Source organism: Synechococcus sp. Tobar12-5m-g (genome assembly GCF_024345415.1).
In the GTDB taxonomy this organism is placed as follows: domain Bacteria; phylum Cyanobacteriota; class Cyanobacteriia; order PCC-6307; family Cyanobiaceae; genus Regnicoccus.
This window is the reverse complement of sequence record NZ_JAGQBB010000008.1, coordinates 47,749-69,026: the sequence shown is the minus strand read 5'-3', so window position 1 is coordinate 69,026 and position 21,278 is coordinate 47,749. Positions and strand designations below refer to the sequence as shown.

Sequence of the window (21,278 nt, the reverse complement as noted above, 5' to 3'; positions counted from 1 at the left end):
GCCGATGGCCTGGGAGCGAATCGCGGACATAGGCGGCAATTTAAATCCGAGTGAGCGTGGATCACGGAGCCGCCTAATTAGTAGTTAGACAGCACTAGAAAACACTCATGGATAAGCGCTACCAAGTCTTTGTAAGCTCAACCTTTACAGACCTGCAAGAGGAAAGGCGCCAAGTCATTCAAACTGTTATGGAGCTGGATTGCTTTCCGGCTGGAATGGAGCTATTTCCTGCTGCCGACGAGGAGCAGTGGGACTTCATCCGCAAAGTCATTGATGACTGCGACTACTATATTCTTATCGTTGGTGGAAGGTATGGATCGCTGACAGAAGAAGGCATTAGCTACACGGAGAAAGAATACGATTACGCTGCAGCGCAAGGTTTGCCTGTCTTGGCATTCCTCCATGAGAATCCTGATGAAATTCCAGTTGCTCGATCAGAGATTAAGCCTGAGACCCGGGAGAAGCTAAGTCAGTTTCGCTCAAAAGTGGCAGATGGTCGGCTTGTTCGTTTCTGGAAAAGTGCAGATGCACTTCCTGGTCTTGTTGCCCTGAGTCTCTCCAAAGCAATGAAAGCGTATCCCAGGAATGGATGGGTAAGGGCGACAAGTATTCCCTCAGCAGAAACTCTAGCTGAACTCAATGACCTGCGCAAGAAGTTGGCCGAGACCCAATCGGAGCTATCAGAAGTGCGAAAAGCTGTTGCCCCCGAGCCAATTGTTGCCGATCTTGCATCTCTGGATGAATTAGTAGCAGTCAAGGGTACTTGCTTTACCAAGAGCGGACTTTCAGGCTGGTCGACTCGTCTGTCCTGGCGAGAGCTGTTTGCAACAATTGCGCCAAGCCTTTTGATTGCCACTGTCGACGGAAGAGTTAATTCGCATCTGGCCGAACTCCTTCTTGCTCGAACAGGAAGAGAAGGTAGGACTCCTTCAATAGATGACTTAGTCTTTGATACAATAAAAGTTCAGCTTTTGGCGTATGGGTTTATCACAGTTGAGCCTTTGGGTACAACGGGTGGGGGCGTAAACCTTTTCTGGCAGCTTACTCAGCTAGGAAATCGTGTCATGATAGAAGCACGAACTGTGAGAGCAGCGAGCCAGGAATCTGGCGACGCGACAGGCGTCTAACACTGCCATTCACCAGAGCCGCCACCTGCAGCTAATCGCTGGCTCTTTCAATTCTCAGCGGCCTGGTGATGGCAAGCGTTAGATTCAAAAAGACTGATCACTGCGACTTAGTTGACTTAACTTGGGCGGATCATCAAACCAGCTTTGGAACCCACTCAGATCCACTTCCACGGCCTGCCATAGGGACGACACCCCTTCCAGCAGTCGCCCCGCCTCGAGATCTTTAACCAACTCCCTGAACTGGACAGTGCTCATGTGAGTCGCAGCGCCTGGCGGTGAAGGCGTTGTTGCCAGTGGGAAGGGAGGTCCTCGAGGCGCACCAGATCGACGGGAAGGAGCCCGGTCTGCTCCAACCGGGCCACGGCCGGCAGCAAGGCTTCAGCCGGCAACCCTTCCGCCGCCAGGTCGATGTCCGACTGTGCCGTGAAAGTCCCCTGCTTGCTGAGCCGAACAGCCCACAGCGGGGACCTGCGGCCAATCGTGTTTCAAGGCAGCGGGCGCTGTCACCGGCTGCTGCCGGGCTTCCTTCAGCCGCTGTTCAGCCTTCGCAGTCTCCATAGCCCAGCGATGTTGTCAGTGATCACGGTGGGCTTGGGATGCAGCCATTGGCTCAGCATAAAAATGTCACTGGCCTTCTGAACTGCTTCAACCCCAGCCGCCCGCCTGCTCCAGCAGACCCTTGCTGCTGGGCACCTCGCCAGCACGACGGGGGTCGATTTCCACGGCCAGGCGCAGGGCCCGGGCGAAGGCCTTGAAGCAGGCCTCCACGATGTGGTGCGAGTTCACGCCGGCCAGCTGGCGGATGTGGAGGGTGAGGCCTGAGTTGTTCACCACCGCCACGAAGAACTCCTTGACCAGTTCGGTGTCGTAACGGCCGATCCGCTGGGCCGGGATGGCCAGGTCGTAGCTGAGGTGGGGTCGGCCGGAGCAGTCGAGCACCACCTGCACCAGGGCCTCATCCAGGGGCGCCACGAAATGGCCGAACCGCTGGATGCTCCGCCGTTCCCCGAGCGCCTGGGCGAGGGCCTGTCCCACCGCGATGCCCACATCCTCATTGGTGTGGTGGTCGTCAATCTCGAGGTCGCCCCGGGCGGTGATCTCCAGGTCCAGCAGGCCATGGCTGGCCAGCTGGTGCAGCATGTGGTCCAGGAACGGAACACCCGTATTCACCTGGCAGCGGCCGCTGCCGTCGAGGCTGAGCTCCACCCGCACATCGGTTTCGCCGGTGACGCGGTGGATCGTGCCGGTGCGTGGGTCCATCTCGGTGGAGGTCGCGGGGATTCCGGGAACCATTGTGGATCCTGCCCAGAGGGCCTGGCTGTCGGCCATCGTCCCAGCCGCGGCTGTGACCTCCGTGATTCCGATGAAGGGCGAACAACTTGGTGCTGCTGCAGTAGCCAAAAGTTTGCACACCATGCATTGCAATTCTGGCATTTAATGCCCCTTGTGGAGAGGCTTCTGCCATTCAATCACATTGAATAGGAGTCATGCGCTCGTGGATTCGTTAAACACCTGAAGGCTCTCAGCTTTAGCACAAGGGGAGCCAGGCTATTGAAGCTCTGTAAGCAATTGGGGAGTCAGAATATCACCCGCCGGGCATCGTGGAAGTGGCATTGCCCATTGTGGTTGACATAAAATCTAAGCTTGCTAGGCTAAATTAACATTCTTCGTGGGCCGTAAGGCTTGATGTCGAAAGCCGCCCCCCTCAGCCTTTTCATCTCCTACTCCCACAAGGACGAGAAGCTGCGTCAATCCCTGGATGATCATCTCGCCGCACTGCAGCGGCAGGGCGTGATCCAGCCCTGGCACGATCGCAAGATCATGGCCGGGCAGGAATGGGCGGGGGCGATCGATGAGAATCTCGCCACTGCCGACATCGTTTTAATGCTGGTGAGCGCCCCGTTCCTGGCATCAGACTATTGCGCCAACATCGAGATGAAACGGGCCCTCGAGCGCCACGATCGCGGCGAAGCCCGGGTGATTCCGGTGATCCTCCAGCCGGCCGACTGGACGTCAACGGAGCTGGGCCGCCTCCAGGCCCTGCCAGCCAATGCCAAGGCCGTCACCACCTGGAGCAACCGCCAGGAGGCTTTCCTCAGCATCGCCCAGGGCATTCGCGAGGTGGCCGAGGCGATGCTTCAGGATCCGCGCCGGGGTCGGCGTTCGGTTCCTTCAGGGGCCTCTCCCTCACCAGCGGAAACACCCACGCTACCCACTCCGGCCTCAGCTCCACCTGCGGCGGTCAGCAGCCCAGGCGCCATGGGCCTGGAGATGCCGGAGGGTCCGGTGCGCCACGACTCACCCCTCTACATCCACCCCGCCGAGGAGAACCGTTGCTTCGAGGAGATCGAGAAGCCGGGCGCCCTGATCCGGATCAAATCGCCGAAGGGCATGGGTAAATCAAGCCTCACGGCCCGGCTGCTGGCCTATGCCGCCAGCAAGGGCTATCGCACCGTGGCCCTGAACCTGGAGGAGGCCAATCAGAAGTTCTTCGAGGATCCGGATCGCTTCATGCAGTGGTTCTGCGCGGCGGTGGGCAAGGGGCTGGGGCTGCGCATCAAAACTGAGGACTACTGGGACGACATCTTCGGTGCCAATGACAACAGCCGCGACTACTTCGAGAAGTATCTTCTCAAGAGCGATTCAGCGCCGCTGGTGCTCGCCATCGACAACTTCGATCGGGTGTTTGCCCATGGTTCGATCGAAACCGACTTCTGCGGTCTGCTGCGCAGCTGGCACGAACTGGCCCGCAGCAATGGGCTGTGGGAGCAGTTCCGTCTGATCATCGCCCACGCCCAGGAGTCGTACCTGCAGAAAGACATCAACCAGTCGCCGTTCAACGTGGGCCTGCCGGTGGACCTGGGCGAGTTCTCCGCCGCCCAGGTGAGGGAACTGGTTCGGCTCCATGGCCTCACCCTCGATGATCAGCATGTGGACCAGCTGATCGCGCTGGTGGGCGGCCATCCCTATCTGGTACGGATGGCGCTCTATCAGCTAGCCAACGGCCTCAGCTTCGCAGAGTTTCAGCGCACGGCTGCCACTGACGCCGGGCTGTATGGCAACCATCTGCTGGGTCTGCTCAAGGCCCTGGAAGACCATCCGGAACTGGGCACGGCCCTGCGCAAGGTGATGGCAGCGGAGGAGCCAGTGATGCTGCGCTCAGAGGAGGCCTTCAAGCTCGACAGCCTGGGCCTGGTGGTGCGGGAGGAGAACAAGGTGAAACCCCGCTGCCGCCTCTATCAGAACTATTTCCTGCAGCGCCTGGCAGGTTGAGCGATGACGGCCTCTCCCGCCCCCCACCACAACACCGAGCCCGCCCGCTTCAGCTACCAGGTGGGTGGCAGCCTGCCGGTGGAGCACGCGGGCTATGTGGCGCGGCAGGCGGATCAGGATCTCTACAAGCATCTCCAGGCCGGGGATTACTGCTTCGTGTTCAACTCCCGCCAGATGGGCAAGAGCAGCCTGCGGGTACGGGCCATGCAGAAGCTGCAGGCCGAGGGTGTGATCTGTGCCGTGATCGACCCGCAGACGCGGGGCACCACGCTCAACGAAGCCCAGTGGTATGCGGGCACGATCAAGCGGTTGCTGGCCGATGTAGGGCTGGCAGAGCAAGTGGAGTTCTCGCGCTGGTGGAAGGAACGGGATGCCCAGTCACTTTCGTCGGTGGAACGTTTCTATGAATTTGTCGATCTGATCCTGCTGGCCAAAACCACGCAACCGATCGTGATCTTCGTGGAGGAAGTGGATAATCTGCTCAGCCTCTCCTTCGACACCGACGGCTTCTTCGGCCTGATCCGCTCGCTTTACGAGAAGCGCAGTGAAAAGCCCGCCTACCAGCGCCTGAGTTTCTGCTTCCTGGGCGTGGCCACGCCCTACGACCTGATCCGCGGCCATCACCGCTCCGCCTTCAACATCGGCCACGCGGTTGAAATAGCCGGTTTCCGGCTGGAGGAAGCCCGGCCGCTGCTGGGGGGGCTGAACGGTCTGGTGCGGGAGCCCGAGGCGGTGCTGAAGGCCGTACTGCACTGGAGCGGCGGCCAGCCGTTTCTCACTCAGAAGCTGCTCAAGCTGGTGACGGAAGCCGCCGGCGGCGGGACTGAAGAATTGTCCGCCGAGGCCCTGGTGGAGCAGGTGGCACGCCGGCAGGTGATCGAGAACTGGGAAGCCCAGGATGTGCCGCCGCACCTCAAGACGATCCGCGACCGGCTGCTGCAGACCGACGAGCGTGGCCGGGGGCGGCTGCTGGGCCTGGTGCAGCAGATCCAGGAGAGCGGGGCCATCGAGGCCGACGACAGCCAAGAGCAGCTGCAACTGCGGTTGACGGGACTGGTGGTGAAGCGGGGCAGCAGGCTGCAGATCTACAACCCGATTTACGCCGAAGTGTTCAACGTTGCCTGGGTGCAGCTGATGCTGGCAGAGCTGCGCCCGCCCCTTTACGGCGAGGCCCTGCTCGCCTGGCAGTCGGCAGGGCCAGCTCAGCAGCCGTCGTTCCTGCTGCGGGGCCGGCCTCTGGAGGAAGCCCAGGCGTGGGCGCAGGGAAAACGGCTCAGTGACGCCGACCTCGCCTTCCTCGAAGCCAGCCGCTCCGCAGAAGAGCAGCAGACGCGGGCAGAGCTCGAACGGAAGGCACTGCAGATCAGTACCAGGGCGCAGCAGGAACGGGCGAAGCTGCTGAAATGGGGTCTTAGCCTCTGCGCTCTGCTTGTGGTGGGACTGGCCATGGCCACCTGGCAAGCGGTGCGCCAAGGCAGGCAGGCCGAGCGGGCGTTGCAGCAGAAAGAAGACAACGAGGTGTTTCAGGAGCGGCTACTGAAAGTGGCCAGCATCCGCTCCGTTCCGTCACCGCCTTACACCATCGACATCCTGGCCAAGCGCTTTGAGGGGAATGAAGCTTGGACGAGATTCACCGATGCTCACGGTGGTATTTACTACGGCTACTACAGCATCAAAGCCGGAGGGTCAATGGATGACTACCTAGGCTTCCTTGAATACAGGCTTCCGGTACTCCATGCAGCCCTGCCGCAGGTGGGCAACAACCCCAACACTAACGGCCAATCCGCTGCCTTCGCAACAGCCTGGAAGAAACTAGCACAGGATCCAAAAACCAGAGACAGCTTCATCAATTCACAGCGGGACTACATCGAGCAGAGAGACTATAAACAGCTTCTGGCCAAAGTGAAGGGGACCGCCCTCGCCACCCCTTCGGGTGTGCCCTATCACTTAAACGTGAAAGCCAGAAAATCACTGGCCCTAGAGGCGGTGATGTTCTCCATCGCGGTGCAGTACGGCCCTGAAACATCACTCGTGCAAAATGCACTGAGCACGCTGCCTGATCCTTCCAAGGCATCCGACGCGGAAATCATCCAGGCGCTATACCAGCAACGTGACAACGTGAAGCTTTATTTTCCCGAACGGAAGCGAAACGGCGATAATTATGCCAAGTTGATTCCCTTACGCAACGAACTGGAGCTCCGTGATGCGCTTTACATCCTCCACCATCCCTAGCCGCAGCCTCTTGGTGGCACTGCTGCTGCTGGGCGCCCCGCCAGTGCTGGCGAAACCGACCCTGTCCTGCGGGCTGACCAGACCTGCCATGGAAACAAGTGGATCGAAGTTGCAGTTCCGCATCACGCTCGATTGCAGCGGCAAGGCACCCGGCAGCAGACCCTTCCCCTCGCAACCGGAGGTACTGGTGGGGCTCACCGCCTACAAGCCCCTGCCGGGCAACGCGAAATCCACCGGCACCGCTGGTCGAAAAATCATCACCGATGACAACACCCCATCCTTCGATCTGCCGGCCCAACGCGTCCCCCTGCCGAAGAGCGGGGCCAGCAGGGTGGTCACCTTTCAGGCCAATACCAAAGATCTCGCCGGCAAGACACACTGGTTGTTCGCCGCCTGGCCGCTGTCGGCACTCCAACCCTGTGAGAGTAAGGAGACCTATGCACGCAGCGGCTGCCGTCGCTATGGCTATGTGCTCGTTTCCCCCGATCGCTCCGACGATGGAATTGAGCCCCTGGCTTCCTACCCGGGCCTGGTGATCGACGAGTCCACGGGCAATCGCAAGGCACGCTGGATCGTGGAGAAGTTCCGCTGACGGGCTGTTCGGTTTTTGGGCGGCTGATTGAGCTGCTCCTGCTGCTGATCTGGCTGCGCCTGTTGGTGCTCTGGTGGCTGGGTCTGCATGTCCTTGGTGGCCGCCCCTCCGGGCCGTCGCTGCCGCGCCAGGCCTGTCATGTGTCGGTCGTTATCCCGGCCTACAACGAAGCAGCGGTGATCGTCGCAACGCTGCGGTCGTTGCGGTGCAGTTCGCTATCCCCTTGGGAGGTGATCGTCGTCGATGACGGCTCGAGCGATCAGACAGGGAACCTGACACAGGGCGCGCTCAAGGCGTTGGCCCGCGGGATGCTGCTGCGCCACCCCCACAATCGCGGCAAGTCGGCTGCCCTCAACACCGCGATCGAAGCGTGTCGCGGTGATCTGGTGCTGACCCTCGATGCCGACACCCGACCCGAGCCGGACGCCCTGGCCGCAGCCGCGGCATGGCTGGAGGCGGAGGGGGCCGATGCCGTGGCCTTCATGTTGGAGGCGCAGCCCGCCCCCGGCCTGCTGACCTCAATGCAGCGTCAGGAATATCAGAACGCGCTGAATGTGGAGCGCGCCGGCCAGGCAGCCCTCGGTGCGATCGCCATTCTTCCGGGGGCCGCCACCCTGTTCCGGCGATCGGCGCTGGTGGAGACGCCCTTCTCCTGCCGCACCCGCACCGAAGATGCCGATCTCACCCTCAGCCTCAGCCGCAAAGGGCATCACCTCGGCCTGGCGACCGGCGCCACGGCCGTCACCCTGGTCCCCCGCACGTTCGCCAACCTCCTGCGCCAGCGCAGACGCTGGATGACCGGCCATCTGCAGTGCGGGCTGCGCCATGGGCTGACGAAGGAGGCGGCCACGCTTCGCTTCCGTTGGCTGACGCTGCCGAATTTCCTGTTGGCCACTCTGGTGGTGCCGCTCGGCGTCCTGGTGCTGATCGGAGTTCTGGCCGCCGGGCGCACCTGCGTATTGCGCCTGGGATGGATCCAGGTGGTGGCAATCACAACGACCATTCTTTATCTGCAGCGGCTAAGTTGCTGGCTCCTGAGCCGCCATGGTCGGCCGCCATGGCACACGGTTGTGTTGGAGCCGCTGCTGAGTGGGGTTGTGGGAAGCCTGGCTTTCCTGATGGCTCTCGGCACGCTCATGGGGCTGTGGCGCGGCCGTCTAAAGGAGAATGGAGAAGAGGTTGGCTGGACGTCGCCACGGTGAGGCGTCGTTGAGAAAATGGGAAAGCCCGCATCGCAAGCGTCTTCCATGGCGACACTGAATACCCTTGGGAGATTCTGCTCAGGCAGCGCATTTCGATCGAGCGCAAGGCTGCCCTGGGGGTGCTTCACAAATTGCTTCTACGAGAGAGATGAAATCCATCACTATGATTTTCATTGCTTGAAGTGGCCACGCCATGGGGGGGTTGCGTGAGCTGCCGCCTCTGCTGGCATTTGTGAATCCATGGGAGGGAGCTGGTCATGAAACGATTGGCAGATCTCTGCAATCAGCAATCGGGGCGAAAGATCACCAGCATGCCGTCAGCCGCTCCAGTGATCAGGTCAGCGATATCCAAATCGATCAGGTTTTCACCGCATCTGGGCAGTTGGGCTTGCTGCGACCACCGGCGAGATAGTCCGCCAGTGCCGCAGAGTGCCATCATCTCAGCTGATCGCGGGACCGCAGATCCTTTGATCGCTTAAACGCGATGGTGACATTCGACAAGGATTGCTTAGAGGCGCAGAAAAGTGACCAACAACACCAGCAATACCACGAATAATAATATTTGCAACGGCTTCAGCACTTAGCCTGGTGACCCCATAGGCAAACTATAAAGTAAAAGCATTAACATGGCTTCATAAATTAATGAACTCAATTAACCTGATTGATGCCGCCAAATTCTACAATGATCTTCCCCATCAGAAATCCGCTTGGCAATGGCTTCAAGATCAGCTGACCACAGCACAAATTGATGGGTTTGCCGAGCAGTATCGCTCCGCGCCCCCATTCCAGGCACCAGAGACTGCGTTGATCACAGCCGATCAATGCAAAGCGATCTTCGGGCGCGATATCACTCCCGATCAGCTTGTTGATTTAAACAGCTGTCTTGATCGCTTCGACATCGATACGCCAGCAAGGATACGCCATTTCATCGCACAGATTGCCCATGAATCTGGAGGGTTGCGGTGGCTCCAGGAATTAGCAAGTGGTAAGGCCTACGAGGGAAGGCGTGACTTAGGGAACACCCAGCCAGGTGATGGCACCCGCTTCAAAGGAGCGGGGGCCATCCAGTTGACAGGCCGCTACAACTACGAACAATTTGCCAAATCAATCAACGATATGCGTGTGATGGAGGGTTGCAGCTACGTAGCGAGCCAATACCCTTTCACCTCAGCGGGATTCTGGTGGAACAAAAACCACATGAACAGCCTGGTTGACAGTGGAGCAAGCTGCCGTCAGATTTCCGAACGGGTCAACGGACGTGATCCCGCCAACGGACTCCAGGAACGGGAGGACTACTTCGCAACAGCAACCAAGTTCATTCCCGATTCGGTTTCTCCTACCCAAGCGGAGAAGCCCGCTGGGGTAAGTGTTGCCGGCAGGAACCCTCTTGACGTTCCCTACTTTTACCAGCTAGATTCCGCCGTTTTTGCCCAGGGAGAAGCTCAAGCCGATCGGATGTGCTTCAGCTCCAGTTGTGCCATGTTGCTTGAATTCCTGAAGCCAGGTACCCTTCCAGGCCCCAATGGTGATGACATCTATTTGAAGAAGGTTTTCACCTACGGCGACACAACGGACGCCGCTTCCCAGATTCAGGCCCTGGAAAGCTTTGGCCTCAAAGCCAGGTTTAATCAGAATTGCGACTTCTCCATCATTGAGCAACAGATCAACCGAGGCATTCCAGTGCCGTGCGGATTTCTCCACCATGGCCATGTTGATGCACCAACCGGAGGGGGGCACTGGCTCTGCGTAGTTGGCTACACCCCAACAGGGGTGATCGTGAATGATCCTTTTGGCGATATGGATTTGATCAACGGTACCTATGTCAATCGCGTAGCCAAAGGCCTTCAATACAGCTACAAAAACTTCGGTCGTCGCTGGATGGTGTTAGACAATGGCACCTATGCTCCCGGCAAGGGGTGGGCAATTATTGCCGAACCACCAAACTAAGCTCAAATCCAGCCTTTAGGAGTTATCCGGCTTCAACTTAATAGCGGCAATAGCCCACTTCGCCCTTCAAGGGAGGCCTGCAGGGAAAGCGGAGTGGTACCACTATCCGATTCCCGCTTCCAAGACTGGTGAGCAATGTATTTCCTTGCGCCAACACTTCGCGCCTCCACAGGCCACCAAGCCTATCGACCAAATAGACTACCTCCCCCACCTGGCGCCCCTGCTGCTCTAGGTAGGTCATGCGAAGTCCGTCTTTCCAGACAAGACTCAGACCATTGGAAAGTTGCTTGTCAATACAACCAATGATCTGGTCATTGAATCCACAGTCTTTCCATTGGTCTCGCGGGATCTGTGGAGCGATTCCACCTGCATCCCCTGCTTTTCCTGAAGCGAAGGGCAGCAGGGCGATCAGGCCCGCTGCGGTTGTGCTCAGGAACCATTTTGCGTGGCCTCCGAATGGGGGGGTATGGGGCATGGGTCAGCTGGTGCAATCAGAATCAAAAGCGTAGGCTCTCGGGTGGGGAATGATCGGCAACCCGCCGATAGAACCATCGGGCCTCCAAGTCCTGGAGTATGTACTCGAGTGTCTCGATCTACAGCGCGTTCGGGCTCGGAGTTCCCAGTGGGAAGAGCGTAGCCAACCGCTTGACTGGTTTGACCACATTGATCACACGAAGCCCGCGAGGTGATCGATCTTCACGTGACGCCCGGCGTAGGCCTCTCCCACCCGCTGGAGCTCGGGAATGAGTTTGACGTCATCCATGCCTGCCATGGCCTTATCGCTCACATCCGGGAGATCGAGATCATTCAGCCCCTCACGGCTTGTGAGGGGGTCGTAGCGAACATAAGCGAACTGCTTTAGCCCACTCCAGTTGCTCTCTCCCGCAGGCGTATTCGGAGCCTGGATCATGGCGCCGAACTCGCGATCCACCTCCCCGCCATAGCGGCACTCGCCCAACACGCGGCACACCATGTCCCAGCCCGCTGTGGCGGCATTCATCAGCGCGGAGGGAACCGTAATGGCAAGGCCGAGCCGTGAAAGTTCCTCCGGGCGAAAGTCAGGCCTGGCGGCGGGAGCGTTGCCCGTGCCCACTGAAACGATCAGCATCTGATCAACCCCTGTGGTCCAATTGATCTTGTACGGGCTGGCGGTGGCCATCTGGAAGGCCAGGTAGGCGGGATTGTTGTAGGTGGTGATGCCCCCATCCACGAACACGAACTGGTACTCCCGGTTGGTCCCCGCAGCAAAGGTCACCACTTCGGGCGGAAAGAACGTGGGCGCCGCCGTGCTTGCCCTCACCAGCTGCCAGAGCGGCAGATGAAGGTTGCAATCCTTCCGATCCAGTTGGTTGTACTTGGCCAGGGGGTTGTTGCAAACCGGCCAGGGGGAATCGGTATTGTGGTTGCGCAGAACGAGCATCAGCAGCCCACGCATCCTGAGATCGCCGAGTTCAACGGGGGGATCGTTTTCGTTGTAGATGGAACCGGGGCCGTTGAGCTGACAGGTCAGCGCCTGCTGCAGCAGCAAGGCCAGGGGTTCGGCTTCATACTTCTGATGCAGTTGCATGTACCACTTGGCCCGCTCGAACATGCTGGAACCGTTGCTCACGTAGAAGTCGCGAATCTGGCTCACAGACATCCCGGACGATAGGCACGCGGCGATGATGCCCCCCGTGCTGGTGCCGCAGATGAAATCGAAATAGTCGCCCAGAAGGAGCTCGGGTTGCCCTAGCTTTATACGCAGATCCGCCTCGAGTTTGGCGAGGATCTCCACGCTGATCAGCCCGCGGATGCCTCCACCATCGCAGGTGAGGATCTTCTTGGGCCCTTCCTTCCTCATCCGGGCCAGGATGGGATGATCTGCGGAGACGTCAGTCATGATGGGCTGATCGAAGGGGGCCACCACTGGCCTAGGCACAAGGTAGGGAGCGGGTGTCGATCCAGCTCACCTGGCCGGTGCGGCGTTGCACTTCTTGATGCAGATGGGCGGTGCCGCCGGGGCCATCGCCCCCAGCACCGTTCCAGAGGGCGATGAACCGCACACGATCAATCCCACAGGCCAGCGTGGAGTTGAGCAGCCAGATATTGCAGCGTTCAAAGGCATTCAGCTGTGGCGGAGTGGGGCCCAGTTCATCGGGCATGAAGCGAATGGGCAGCGTGAGCCTTTCCTTCATGGCGAAATAGCGATCACGCCACTGTTCCCCATGCACGGATGGAAGCACCGAGCGCTGCAGAAACGTGGCCTCATCAAAAGGCAGCAGCACCTGGCATCGCACCTGCCTCTGCAGGGCGGCCTCCAGAAAGATCAGATCACCGCCCGCGGCTGCCTGGCAGTAGGTGATGTCATCGGCACCGGCGCCGAGGGCATCGAGGGCAGCGCCGATTCTTTCCGTGGCTGCGGCCTCCATGGCGGCAGGGAACCTGGGCTGGGGGCGGTTGGGCGTGTCCATGATGTGGCCGCTGAACAGGATGGCCTGGCGAGGCCGCCAGCGCACCGCGGCGGGAGTGGTTTTCTCGATGGCACGATCGAGGGTGGCAATCGCCACGCTCACCGTTTCAGGCTGGAATTCCAGATCCTGCAGGAGCAGCAACTGGGAGCGCACGGATTCGAGTGCAAAACGATCCTTGTCATTGCGGGCGATGGCCTTGCGATAGGCCCCCTGTACCCCCTCGGGGGTTCCCACCAGCACCTCGAGATCCGCAAGGGTGGCCAGGGCCCAAAACTGCTGAGCGGGATCCTCCTCGCACTCGGCCGCGAAGCGCACCGCCCCAGCCATCACCTCCATCTGGTGATCACAGCGGTGGTCGCCGGTGAGATTCAAGGCCAGATGCATCAGGGTGAGGGCATTGATGCCGGAGTAGTAATGGGCCGGATTGGAGCGGAACGCCGCCGCGTACTGATCGATCGCCATCGTGAGCAGGTCGATGGCTTCGGCGGCCTCCGCCCGCTTCTGCTCCGGCGGGGTATCGGTTAGGCGCCACCCATCCACCCAGGCGTCCTTGTCCACCCTGGCGGCGAGGGCCCTGGTTTCCGCATCCTTCGGATGCGCTTCCAACACCTTGCGGTAGTGGTCGCGCGCCCGATCGAGGCTGTGGCCGGGCTCCCCTGCGATCGCTAAACGCTGCAGACAGGTGCCCTTCTCCTGGAGTGCCTTGAGGTCGGTGGGCTTGATGGCCAGGCCTTTCTCCAACTGCTCCAGGGCGAGCCGGAATCGCTCTGCCTTGCGCAGAGCGGTGCCGGCAGCAATCCAGGCTTCAGCACGGAACGCGGCCACGGGGCCCTCGTCGGCGAGCACGAGCATGTCGCCGATGTCGTTGGCACGGCGGGCGCGCTCGATCCGCTCCAGCCAGGCGTCATGTTGCTCCCAGAATTCGCATACGCCCCCAACGCGCAAGCTTCTCCAGTCGGGCTCCTGAAGATTGGGCAACAGGGCATACACGGGGCTGATGCGTCGGCCCTGCCAGCTCTCCATGGTGGCCCGCACCATGTCCGCCAGGTTCTCGATATCGCTGGGCAGGGTGGTGGGATCGGGAACACCATCAAGCAGGCCGTAGCGCAGTTTTCGGTCGGGTTGGAGATCAAAGGCGGTGGGGACCCTGCCGCCGCAGATCAGCACCACGCCCCGGGCGCTCAGAGCGTGGCGGACCCCGAGCTCATACCAGACATTGGGATTGTCAATGGTGAGGTCGGCCACCACCAGATCGGCGAGCAGCAGTTCCTGGAACATGTCGCTGTGGATGTTGCCGGCACGCTGCTCCTCGTCGGCACGGAAAGGCTCCAGGCCAGCCTTCTTCAGGGCCGGATGAATGAAGTTGGAGTAGATGCGATTGAAATCAATCGGCACCCCATCGCCTCCAGGCTTGCGGCCGAAGGGCATCACCACAAACGCATGGGGCAGGACTGGCATGGGGAGTTGCGCATTCAGGCACTGAAGCAACCTTAGCCAACATCAAAGATCGGGCTGATTTGTTTGAAGGATTTCACAACGCTGGATCGATCTGAACGCTTTGTGGGCTGATGGAGCGGCTAACGGCCAACAAATCTCTTGACGCTCAGGCATGCCTTGCCTACTGTTGGATCAAAATGGTGATCGCGTGTGAGACCGTTATCTTCAGTTCGACGACGTCGCTCCCAAGCCGAAGATCTTCATTCTGAGCTTCTGGGGCCTTGGCGAAATGCCTGAATCTCTGGAGCGATTCTGGGAAGACCTGCTGCTCTTTGTGGAGGAGGGCAAGGTGATTCCAGTGATCGGCCCAGAGCTGGTGACTGTTGAAGAGGATGGAACTTCGATTCCTTTGTATCACTGGCTTGCTCGAAGCCTGGCGGAACGAATCGACTTGCCCTTTTCCGATCTTCCTGATCCGTTTGACCTCAACGATGTTGTTGCTCAGAGTATCCACCTCGGTCGTTCAGTTCGGGCTCAGGCTCACTCTCTCAGGAAGCCCTATCCAGTCCTTACGCAGGCATTGACAATCTACCTTTATGTGCTTAAATAGCAGTTAGCTTCTAATTGCCCTGAAATTGAGAAACTAATGTTAGCTCTTAAAGACTTTCTTGACGGCAATCAGGTCAAATATACAATAACAAGTTATTCAAATTCTTGCAGCATGGAAGAAATACAAGACCAGCAAGCCATGCTTGGGATGGAATTTGTTGATTCTTGCTTACTGGAAATTGATGGTCATCAAATTGTAATAGCTGTTATCTCCCATTGCAAGCAAATTGACTTGGTTGATTTGCAAAATAGGCTTAAGGCTAGTAAAATCACAGTGTTAACCGCTGATGATATTAAATTAATACTGCCGAATCATTCATTGGGTATCATCGCACCCATAGGCAGGCTTTATGGTCTCAATGTACTTTTTGCGCCTGAATTAAAACAGTTTGGAGAGATAAGCTTCCTGGGTGATTCCCCAAGGAATGTATTTTCTATGGCCTACGTTGATATGGTGTCATTAAGTGATATGAAAGAGGACATTGAAATCCCCACAAAACCAAAATACCATGTCTTTGTAAATGAAGTTGCTCCTGAGATTGCGAGAGGGAAGCTTGCGTCATATGATAGTTGTTATTTGGGAGTAAGCCTAGACAATCCCAGCTTCTCAACGGCAAAACTAATCGCCATGACTGACTGGATAGCTAAGCGTTTTCGCAGCTGTAGGGTATTGCTGGGCGATAGTCTATACCGCCTGAGTTTACTAATAGACAATCACGGCTTGACAGAAAGACAAGCATTTGTCCAAGCGCTCCATGCGGGTGGAAAATACATTAATGCTGAATTACCCGTATTTGATCGCTACTTGAATTCTTGTCCATTTGAATTTGTTTATTGCTCAGATATCCAGCAGACAGACAGTTACAGAGAATATTATGATATAATTGAGGATTTAATGAAGAATGATACCAGACTTGTCAACGCAGTTAATACTTTCTCTTTCCAATTCGTGCAACGCCACCTCGCTGTAGATGCAACCAGTATCTCGGGAAATGACTTTCTCCAGATTTGCCAACAATATTTGATTGAGGAATTGGCAATCTTTTCTTGCCTCTTTGATTCCAACTTGTATCCGATTCTCTATCCTGGCTCCCTATCTATATTTGAGGAGATTGCCAATGGAGAACATCCAAATCTCCCAGATTCTCTAAGAGATATGATATACATCTCTTTGCGATTTAAGAGACGCAAAGGATTTCACGATTTAACTACAATCAAAAAGGAAGAGTCCCATGCCAGCATCACAAACTAAGGCTAGTTCTAAACAACTAAACAGCCACTACAAAGTGGTTATTGATGCAATCAAACAGGGAATAATCATTCCTTTCTTGAGTTCTGATGTTAACCTCTGTGGCCGCCCCAAAAAACAAAATGGAGAACCGGTAGACTGGCAGGATGGCAACTACCCTCCCAGTAGTTATGAACTGGCAATTCATTTGGCCAAGGAAAATGACTGGGGCTATGTCAATACTTGCCCTCTTTGCAACACGACTGATAATCATTTACCACCAGAGTGTCCGTTAATCAACAAGGATACAATTACTAAATTAGCATTAGCCAATGTAGCCCAATACCTATCTCTGTGCGATTCAGATACCCTTGAAGCTATGCTCAGAGAAATCTTAGAATCAAAGTATTCACCCAATCCAGTTCACCAATTCTTGGCTAGATTGCCCAGCCTTCTTAAAGACAATGATTATGCGCCTCCCTATCCCTTAATTGTCACAACTTGTTTAGATAGTGTCTTAGAGCAGGCTTTTCAGCAGGCAAACCAGGATTTTGATGTCGTGGCATTTATTGGAAATGAAATGGGGGGACGGTTTCTGCATACCCCCTTTAACGAAAAACCCATTCTAATTGAAGACCCTCAAGATTATGAAATCTCCCTCAAGCAGCGCCCAGTTATTCTCAAGCTTTATGGAGGAGTTGAGAAAGCTGATAGTGGACAATTTACTATTGCTGAAGACGACTTTATTGATTACTTAACTCAGAGAAGTATCAAAGAATTACTTCCTCCAAGTCTTTTGGTAGCGCTTCAAGAAAAAAATCGACGGCTTTGGTTTCTCGAATACAGCCCCAGCCATTGGAATCTGCGACTTATTCTCTCTCGTATTTGGCGAGAACAACTTTATAAAACTGACAAAAGATGGTGGGCAATTCAAGAGCATCCAGAACGTTTGGATGAAAAGTTCTGGGATAAATACGGTGTCAATAACCTTGCAATTGATTCTTTAGAAGCCTACATTATTGAACTAGAAAAACAGTTAAAATCTCAACTTACTACCGTGAAAAAACCAGTCACCAACATCTCTAAAGTGAATGTTCCTGCTCCTGAAATACCTCAGCGAAGTAGAATATTTATTAGCTATAGCCATAAAGATAGCAAATGGCTAGAGAAGTTCAAAGACATGTACGGTAGAAGTACAATCGATGAAGGTGACTTATGGTGGGATGACACCTATATCAAAACAGGAATGAAATGGGGAGAAGAAATCAAAAGAGCGCTTGCCTCAACTAAAGTTGCTGTCTTGCTAGTCAGTTCAAATTTCTTAAACTCAGAGTTTATTACCAAGAACGAACTGCCACCTCTACTAGAAGCTGCTGAAGAAGAAGGATTGACCATATTCTGGTTTTGTCTGACAAGTTGTAGGTATACACGAACTGATCTTGGTAAAATAATTGCTAACTACCAAGCAGCTTACGATGTAAATAAACCATTAGATAAGCTTGATCCTCAGCAAACACTTGATTCTTCTGAGTTAAATGACGCATTAGTGGAGATTTGCAACAAACTGGACGCTTTAATAAATCCAGAAGATAATTAAGTGCGTCTAGAATGTGTTGACTCGATGAATGATAGCAAACGAGGTAGAGACTAATGTCAAGTCCAACCTGTCCCTACAAAGGATTAGCCGCTTTTGACGAAGCAGATGCCGATATTTTCTTTGGCAGAGATAAAGAGAAAAAGCAACTTATTGATTACCTAAAAAGTTGCCGACTGACCGTCCTCTATGGTAAGCATAGCGTAGGACAAACCTCATTGTTGCAAGCGGGGGTGGTTCATGAACTCCACCGGCTAGCACAGCAAAATATTGAGAATTTCAGTTTTCCTCAGTTGGCTGTTATCATCTTTAAGGATTGGCAAGAACCTAATCCTCTGATGAGCTTAGTCAAGCAAGTAAGGAATGAAATTGAAGAGTTAATTCCTGGGCATTCATTGCCGCCAAGATCAATAGAACCTGATAGCTTTGAGGACATTTTAGTAGATTATAGCAAAGCCCTCGACCGCGGCGACGATCAGGGTATGATATATATCATTCTTGATGAATTTGAAGAATACTTTCTCTACCATCCTCAACCAGAGATGGCAGAGAACAGCTTTGAAGCAGAGTTTCCTAATGCGGTCAACCATCTGGGACTGAACGTCAACTTTCTCATTGCCGTTGATGAAGACTTTCTTTCAAAACTCGATCGCTTCAAGGGAGCAATCCCTGATATAATTCGCAACCGACTGCCACTATTACCTCTTGACGAAGATGCTATCTACGAAGCAATTGTCAACCCTATATTTAAGAAATATAATTCCGAGAATCCAAATGAGAAAGTTGGAATTGCACCAGACTTAATAGACGAGATAATCAAAGACTTAGTAGAAGTTAACTTTGATACTGCCTGCTTGCAGTTAGTCATGCAGTGCCTTTGGGCAAAAGAGAGAAATAATAAATCCGATCTCCTGCGTCTTGTGACATTCCAAGACCTAGGTAGGCGCGAGAAGATTATAAAATACTATTTCAATGAGCAAATAAAACAGCTGGCTGAGTCTGCCAAACCGAATGCCGTCAAAGTTCTAGCAAAAATCGTTGGCTACCTCATTACTCCCGGGGGCACAAAAATTGCCTACCCCGTTGAAGATTTGGCAAAACAAGCAGGTATGGGAGAAGCTGAACTGCGAACTATCTTAAAGGCACTACAACGTCAAAACCTTCTAAACCCTGTCAGTTGTCCGACAAATCCCAGCCAAATCTGCTACGAAATCTCCCACAGCATCCTTGCTGAAGCAATTTTAGAGTGGCACAACCATTATTGGATGCAATACAATCGAGCCAAGTATAAGGCACAATTAACTCTCGATACGGTAGTTCCTAAAGCTCTGGAACAGTTTGCCGAATCCTCCCAACTCAATGCTTTGCGGACAATCGCAAATGCGGGTGAAACTCTACAAAATGCAATTAAAGAAGACTTGCTTCCGCGAGGCTATTCTTCAGATTCCTTGAGGTCAGTACTGGAACATATCTTAGACAACATTCAAGAAATCCTAGAGCTGTCAGGTCATAAAGGAGCCGCTTGCAGCGTTATTTTTGCTCCTGATGGCAAGAGACTAGCCAGCAGTTCAGAAGACGGCACCGTTCGGTTGTGGAACCGGCAGGGAACACTGTTGAAAATCTTTAAAGAGCCTCGCAATTGGATCTGGGGCATTGATTTTAGCCCTGACGGCCGCTATCTCGTTTCTGCCTGCGATGACGGGACGGCTCGCCTCTGGGACTTGCACTCGCAAGGCAATCCCCTAGTGTTAATTCCCTATCCCGCGCCCATCCGCGATGTCGCCTTCAGTCCTGACGGAAAATTGGTGGCTATTGCTGGCACGGATGGTAAAGTTCGCCTCTGCGACTTAGAAGGCAATGAACGCCTCCAGTTTTTAGCCGCCCAGGGTCCTATCTGGTGCATCAGTTTCAGTCCCCATGGCAATTATTTCGCCACTGGCTCAAACAGCGGCAGCATCAGCCTCTGGGATTTAGCAGGAATGAAACTGCGGGACTGGGAGGCTCACGATGCAGCCATCTGGAGCGTGAATTTTAACAAGGAAGGGACGATGCTTGCCTCTGGTAGTTCCGATAACAGCGTCAAACTCTGGAACCCAGAAACCGGTAAAAAATATAAAACCCTAAGAGGTCATAAAGGCTGGGTGTTTAGTGTCCGCTTCCACCCCCAAAACTTATACCTAGCCAGTGCTTCGGAAGACTGTACCGTGCGCATTTGGGATTTTGACGGTAGCGAGCTGGCTAAACTGGTTCATGCCGCGCCGGTTCAGGGGATTGGCTTCAGCCCCGAAGGTGAGTTGTTGGCTTCTGCCTGCGGCGATCGCAAGATTCACCTCTGGAACTTACAGCGGCTGCCCCAGGTCAAGAGACAGGAAGGGTCTTTGTTGAGTTCCAGCTTCAGTCATGATGGTCAATACCTGGCAACTGCTTCCTCAGGTGGTACTGTCTGTCTCTGGGATGTCCAGCGTTGGGATGTGGACAACAGGCCGCTCAAGCAGATTAATGTCCACGCAAGCTGGGTCAAGCAAGTCAGTTTCAGCCCGACAGCATTCCATTTCGCTACCGCCTCTGCCGATGGCACTGCTTCTCTGTGGGATGTGGAGGGCAATCGCCTCCAATCATTTAAGGGACATCAAAATTCTGTCTGGAGTATCAACTTCAGTCCCGACGGGCAATTGCTGGTTACTGGTTCGGCGGACAAGACAATTCGTCTCTGGAACCTGCAGGGGCAGCAGCAGTGCGAGTGGCTTGGGGCTAAGGGTCCGATTTGGAGTGTGAGCTTCAGTCCTGACGATAAATTCCTTGCCAGTGGCGCAGACGACGGCAGCGTCTGCTTGTGGGATCTTCAGGGAAAGAAGGTATGTGGGTTTTCCGGAGGAAAAAGCCCGATCTTGAGTGTCAATTTTAGCCCTGATTGCAAGTATCTCGTGGGCAGTTCTTCGGCTGGTAAACTCTATGTCTGGAACTGGAAAACCCGCAAGTTATTCACGGATTTTACCCACGATCCTGCCATTCCTATTTGGAGTGCCTGTTTCAGTCCCTGCAGCCGTTATTTAGTTAGCGGTTCCCTGGATCGGAATGCTTATTTATGGGATTTAGAGTGTAAATCTACTGCTCATGCTGCTGTGCCGACTAGACTATTTAGGGGGCACAAAGGGCCTGTCAGGGCTGTCAGTTTCAGTCCAGACGGACTTTTCGTAGTAACTGCTTCCTCAGACGGGACAGTGAGGAAGTGGTCAGCCACACTGCAGGAGTTCGATATGTTGCTAAATAGGGCGCGGGAATGGCTCAGCTTTACACCCTGATGACTTGGCGATCACTTGTCAATCAGAATCATTCTAGTGTTATAAGAATGTCTTCAACTGCGGCGTACACCGCTGCACCTTCATGTGTTTCCATCGATTCGACAGGCACCTCGCCAAAGGTTCTGACAGCGGCAATTCCTATTGCCGCTGGGTATGGCAATGGTTGCTGATGAAGCGCGCGGTGACGGTGGATAAAGATTGCTTTTCGGCCTGTAAACCAGCTTACCGACTTGCCCCCCCCCCGCTTTCAGGAAAGTTACACCCCACTCAATTTCTGACCAACTG

General features: G+C 55.1%; 14 protein-coding genes. 10 read left to right on the top strand and 4 right to left on the bottom strand.

Annotation, left to right across the window (positions count from 1 at the left end):
* Positions 1–107: 107 nt before the first annotated feature.
* Positions 108–1,127, top strand: a complete 1,020-nt coding sequence (locus KBY66_RS06840) for a DUF4062 domain-containing protein (protein ID WP_255088528.1) — start codon at positions 108–110, stop codon at positions 1,125–1,127.
* Between the two features lie 251 nt (positions 1,128–1,378).
* Here KBY66_RS06840 and KBY66_RS06835 read toward each other — a convergent pair whose 3' ends face one another.
* Together KBY66_RS06835 and hisB are read right to left on the bottom strand one after the other, a co-directional pair.
* The gene (locus KBY66_RS06835) at positions 1,379–1,516 is read right to left on the bottom strand and encodes a hypothetical protein (protein ID WP_255088526.1); all 138 of its coding nucleotides are present in this window, start codon (positions 1,514–1,516) and stop codon (positions 1,379–1,381) included.
* Positions 1,517–1,772: 256 nt separating this feature from the next.
* Positions 1,773–2,387 (bottom strand): imidazoleglycerol-phosphate dehydratase HisB, encoded by a 615-nt coding sequence (hisB, locus tag KBY66_RS06830; RefSeq protein WP_255088525.1) that lies wholly within the window; start codon positions 2,385–2,387, stop codon positions 1,773–1,775.
* A 426-nt stretch (positions 2,388–2,813) separates the two neighbouring features.
* On the opposite strand from hisB, the gene KBY66_RS06825 reads away from it, so the two are divergent.
* The 5 genes from KBY66_RS06825 to KBY66_RS06805 all read left to right on the top strand — a co-directional run bounded on the left by KBY66_RS06825 (position 2,814) and on the right by KBY66_RS06805 (position 10,373).
* Positions 2,814–4,400 carry an AAA-like domain-containing protein gene (locus KBY66_RS06825; RefSeq protein WP_255088524.1) on the top strand — a complete coding sequence of 529 codons (1,587 nt, stop codon included), beginning with the start codon at positions 2,814–2,816 and terminating at the stop codon, positions 4,398–4,400.
* A gap of 3 nt (positions 4,401–4,403) precedes the next feature.
* Positions 4,404–6,632: an AAA-like domain-containing protein gene (locus tag KBY66_RS06820; RefSeq protein ID WP_255088522.1), complete on the top strand. Its 2,229-nt coding sequence runs from the start codon at positions 4,404–4,406 to the stop codon at positions 6,630–6,632.
* Complete coding sequence (locus KBY66_RS06815; RefSeq protein ID WP_255088521.1) at positions 6,604–7,224, top strand: hypothetical protein; 621 nt, start codon at positions 6,604–6,606, stop codon at positions 7,222–7,224. The genes KBY66_RS06820 and KBY66_RS06815 overlap by 29 nt, the downstream gene beginning before the upstream one ends.
* A gap of 65 nt (positions 7,225–7,289) precedes the next feature.
* Positions 7,290–8,426, top strand: a complete 1,137-nt coding sequence (locus tag KBY66_RS06810) for a glycosyltransferase (protein WP_255088585.1) — start codon at positions 7,290–7,292, stop codon at positions 8,424–8,426.
* A gap of 642 nt (positions 8,427–9,068) precedes the next feature.
* Positions 9,069–10,373: a C39 family peptidase gene (locus KBY66_RS06805; protein WP_255088520.1), complete on the top strand. Its 1,305-nt coding sequence runs from the start codon at positions 9,069–9,071 to the stop codon at positions 10,371–10,373.
* A gap of 667 nt (positions 10,374–11,040) precedes the next feature.
* On the opposite strand, the gene KBY66_RS06800 is transcribed toward KBY66_RS06805, so the two are convergent.
* The gene (locus tag KBY66_RS06800) at positions 11,041–12,213 is read right to left on the bottom strand and encodes a patatin-like phospholipase family protein (RefSeq protein WP_255088519.1); all 1,173 of its coding nucleotides are present in this window, start codon (positions 12,211–12,213) and stop codon (positions 11,041–11,043) included.
* Between the two features lie 70 nt (positions 12,214–12,283).
* A complete protein-coding gene (locus KBY66_RS06795) occupies positions 12,284–14,281 on the bottom strand; it encodes a tetratricopeptide repeat-containing protein (protein ID WP_255088518.1) in 1,998 nt (665 codons plus the stop codon).
* A 268-nt stretch (positions 14,282–14,549) separates the two neighbouring features.
* Here KBY66_RS06795 and KBY66_RS06790 point away from each other — a divergent pair, with 268 nt between their 5' ends.
* Genes KBY66_RS06790 through KBY66_RS06775 form a run of 4 tightly spaced genes read left to right on the top strand, consistent with a single transcriptional unit; the run spans position 14,550 to position 20,993 of the window.
* Positions 14,550–14,870, top strand: a complete 321-nt coding sequence (locus tag KBY66_RS06790) for a hypothetical protein (protein WP_255088517.1) — start codon at positions 14,550–14,552, stop codon at positions 14,868–14,870.
* Positions 14,871–14,906: 36 nt separating this feature from the next.
* Positions 14,907–16,121: a tRNA-dependent cyclodipeptide synthase gene (locus KBY66_RS06785; RefSeq protein ID WP_255088516.1), complete on the top strand. Its 1,215-nt coding sequence runs from the start codon at positions 14,907–14,909 to the stop codon at positions 16,119–16,121.
* Complete coding sequence (locus KBY66_RS06780) at positions 16,102–17,694, top strand: toll/interleukin-1 receptor domain-containing protein (RefSeq protein WP_255088515.1); 1,593 nt, start codon at positions 16,102–16,104, stop codon at positions 17,692–17,694. Before KBY66_RS06785 ends, KBY66_RS06780 begins: the two co-directional genes overlap by 20 nt.
* A gap of 53 nt (positions 17,695–17,747) precedes the next feature.
* The gene (locus KBY66_RS06775; protein ID WP_255088514.1) at positions 17,748–20,993 is read left to right on the top strand and encodes a hypothetical protein; all 3,246 of its coding nucleotides are present in this window, start codon (positions 17,748–17,750) and stop codon (positions 20,991–20,993) included.
* Positions 20,994–21,278: the final 285 nt, after the last annotated feature.

What these genes read in the sequence shown, in the direction of transcription:
- KBY66_RS06840 (WP_255088528.1), top strand. Translation starts at nt 108, where the DNA reads ATGGATAAGCGCTACCAAGTCTTTGTAAGCTCAACCTTTACAGACCTG.
- hisB (WP_255088525.1), bottom strand. Translation starts at nt 2,387, where the DNA reads ATGGACCCACGCACCGGCACGATCCACCGCGTCACCGGCGAAACCGAT.
- KBY66_RS06825 (WP_255088524.1), top strand. Translation starts at nt 2,814, where the DNA reads ATGTCGAAAGCCGCCCCCCTCAGCCTTTTCATCTCCTACTCCCACAAG.
- KBY66_RS06820 (WP_255088522.1), top strand. Translation starts at nt 4,404, where the DNA reads ATGACGGCCTCTCCCGCCCCCCACCACAACACCGAGCCCGCCCGCTTC.
- KBY66_RS06815 (WP_255088521.1), top strand. Translation starts at nt 6,604, where the DNA reads ATGCGCTTTACATCCTCCACCATCCCTAGCCGCAGCCTCTTGGTGGCA.
- KBY66_RS06805 (WP_255088520.1), top strand. Translation starts at nt 9,069, where the DNA reads ATGAACTCAATTAACCTGATTGATGCCGCCAAATTCTACAATGATCTT.
- KBY66_RS06800 (WP_255088519.1), bottom strand. Translation starts at nt 12,213, where the DNA reads ATGAGGAAGGAAGGGCCCAAGAAGATCCTCACCTGCGATGGTGGAGGC.
- KBY66_RS06795 (WP_255088518.1), bottom strand. Translation starts at nt 14,281, where the DNA reads ATGCCAGTCCTGCCCCATGCGTTTGTGGTGATGCCCTTCGGCCGCAAG.
- KBY66_RS06790 (WP_255088517.1), top strand. Translation starts at nt 14,550, where the DNA reads ATGCCTGAATCTCTGGAGCGATTCTGGGAAGACCTGCTGCTCTTTGTG.
- KBY66_RS06785 (WP_255088516.1), top strand. Translation starts at nt 14,907, where the DNA reads ATGTTAGCTCTTAAAGACTTTCTTGACGGCAATCAGGTCAAATATACA.
- KBY66_RS06780 (WP_255088515.1), top strand. Translation starts at nt 16,102, where the DNA reads ATGCCAGCATCACAAACTAAGGCTAGTTCTAAACAACTAAACAGCCAC.
- KBY66_RS06775 (WP_255088514.1), top strand. Translation starts at nt 17,748, where the DNA reads ATGTCAAGTCCAACCTGTCCCTACAAAGGATTAGCCGCTTTTGACGAA.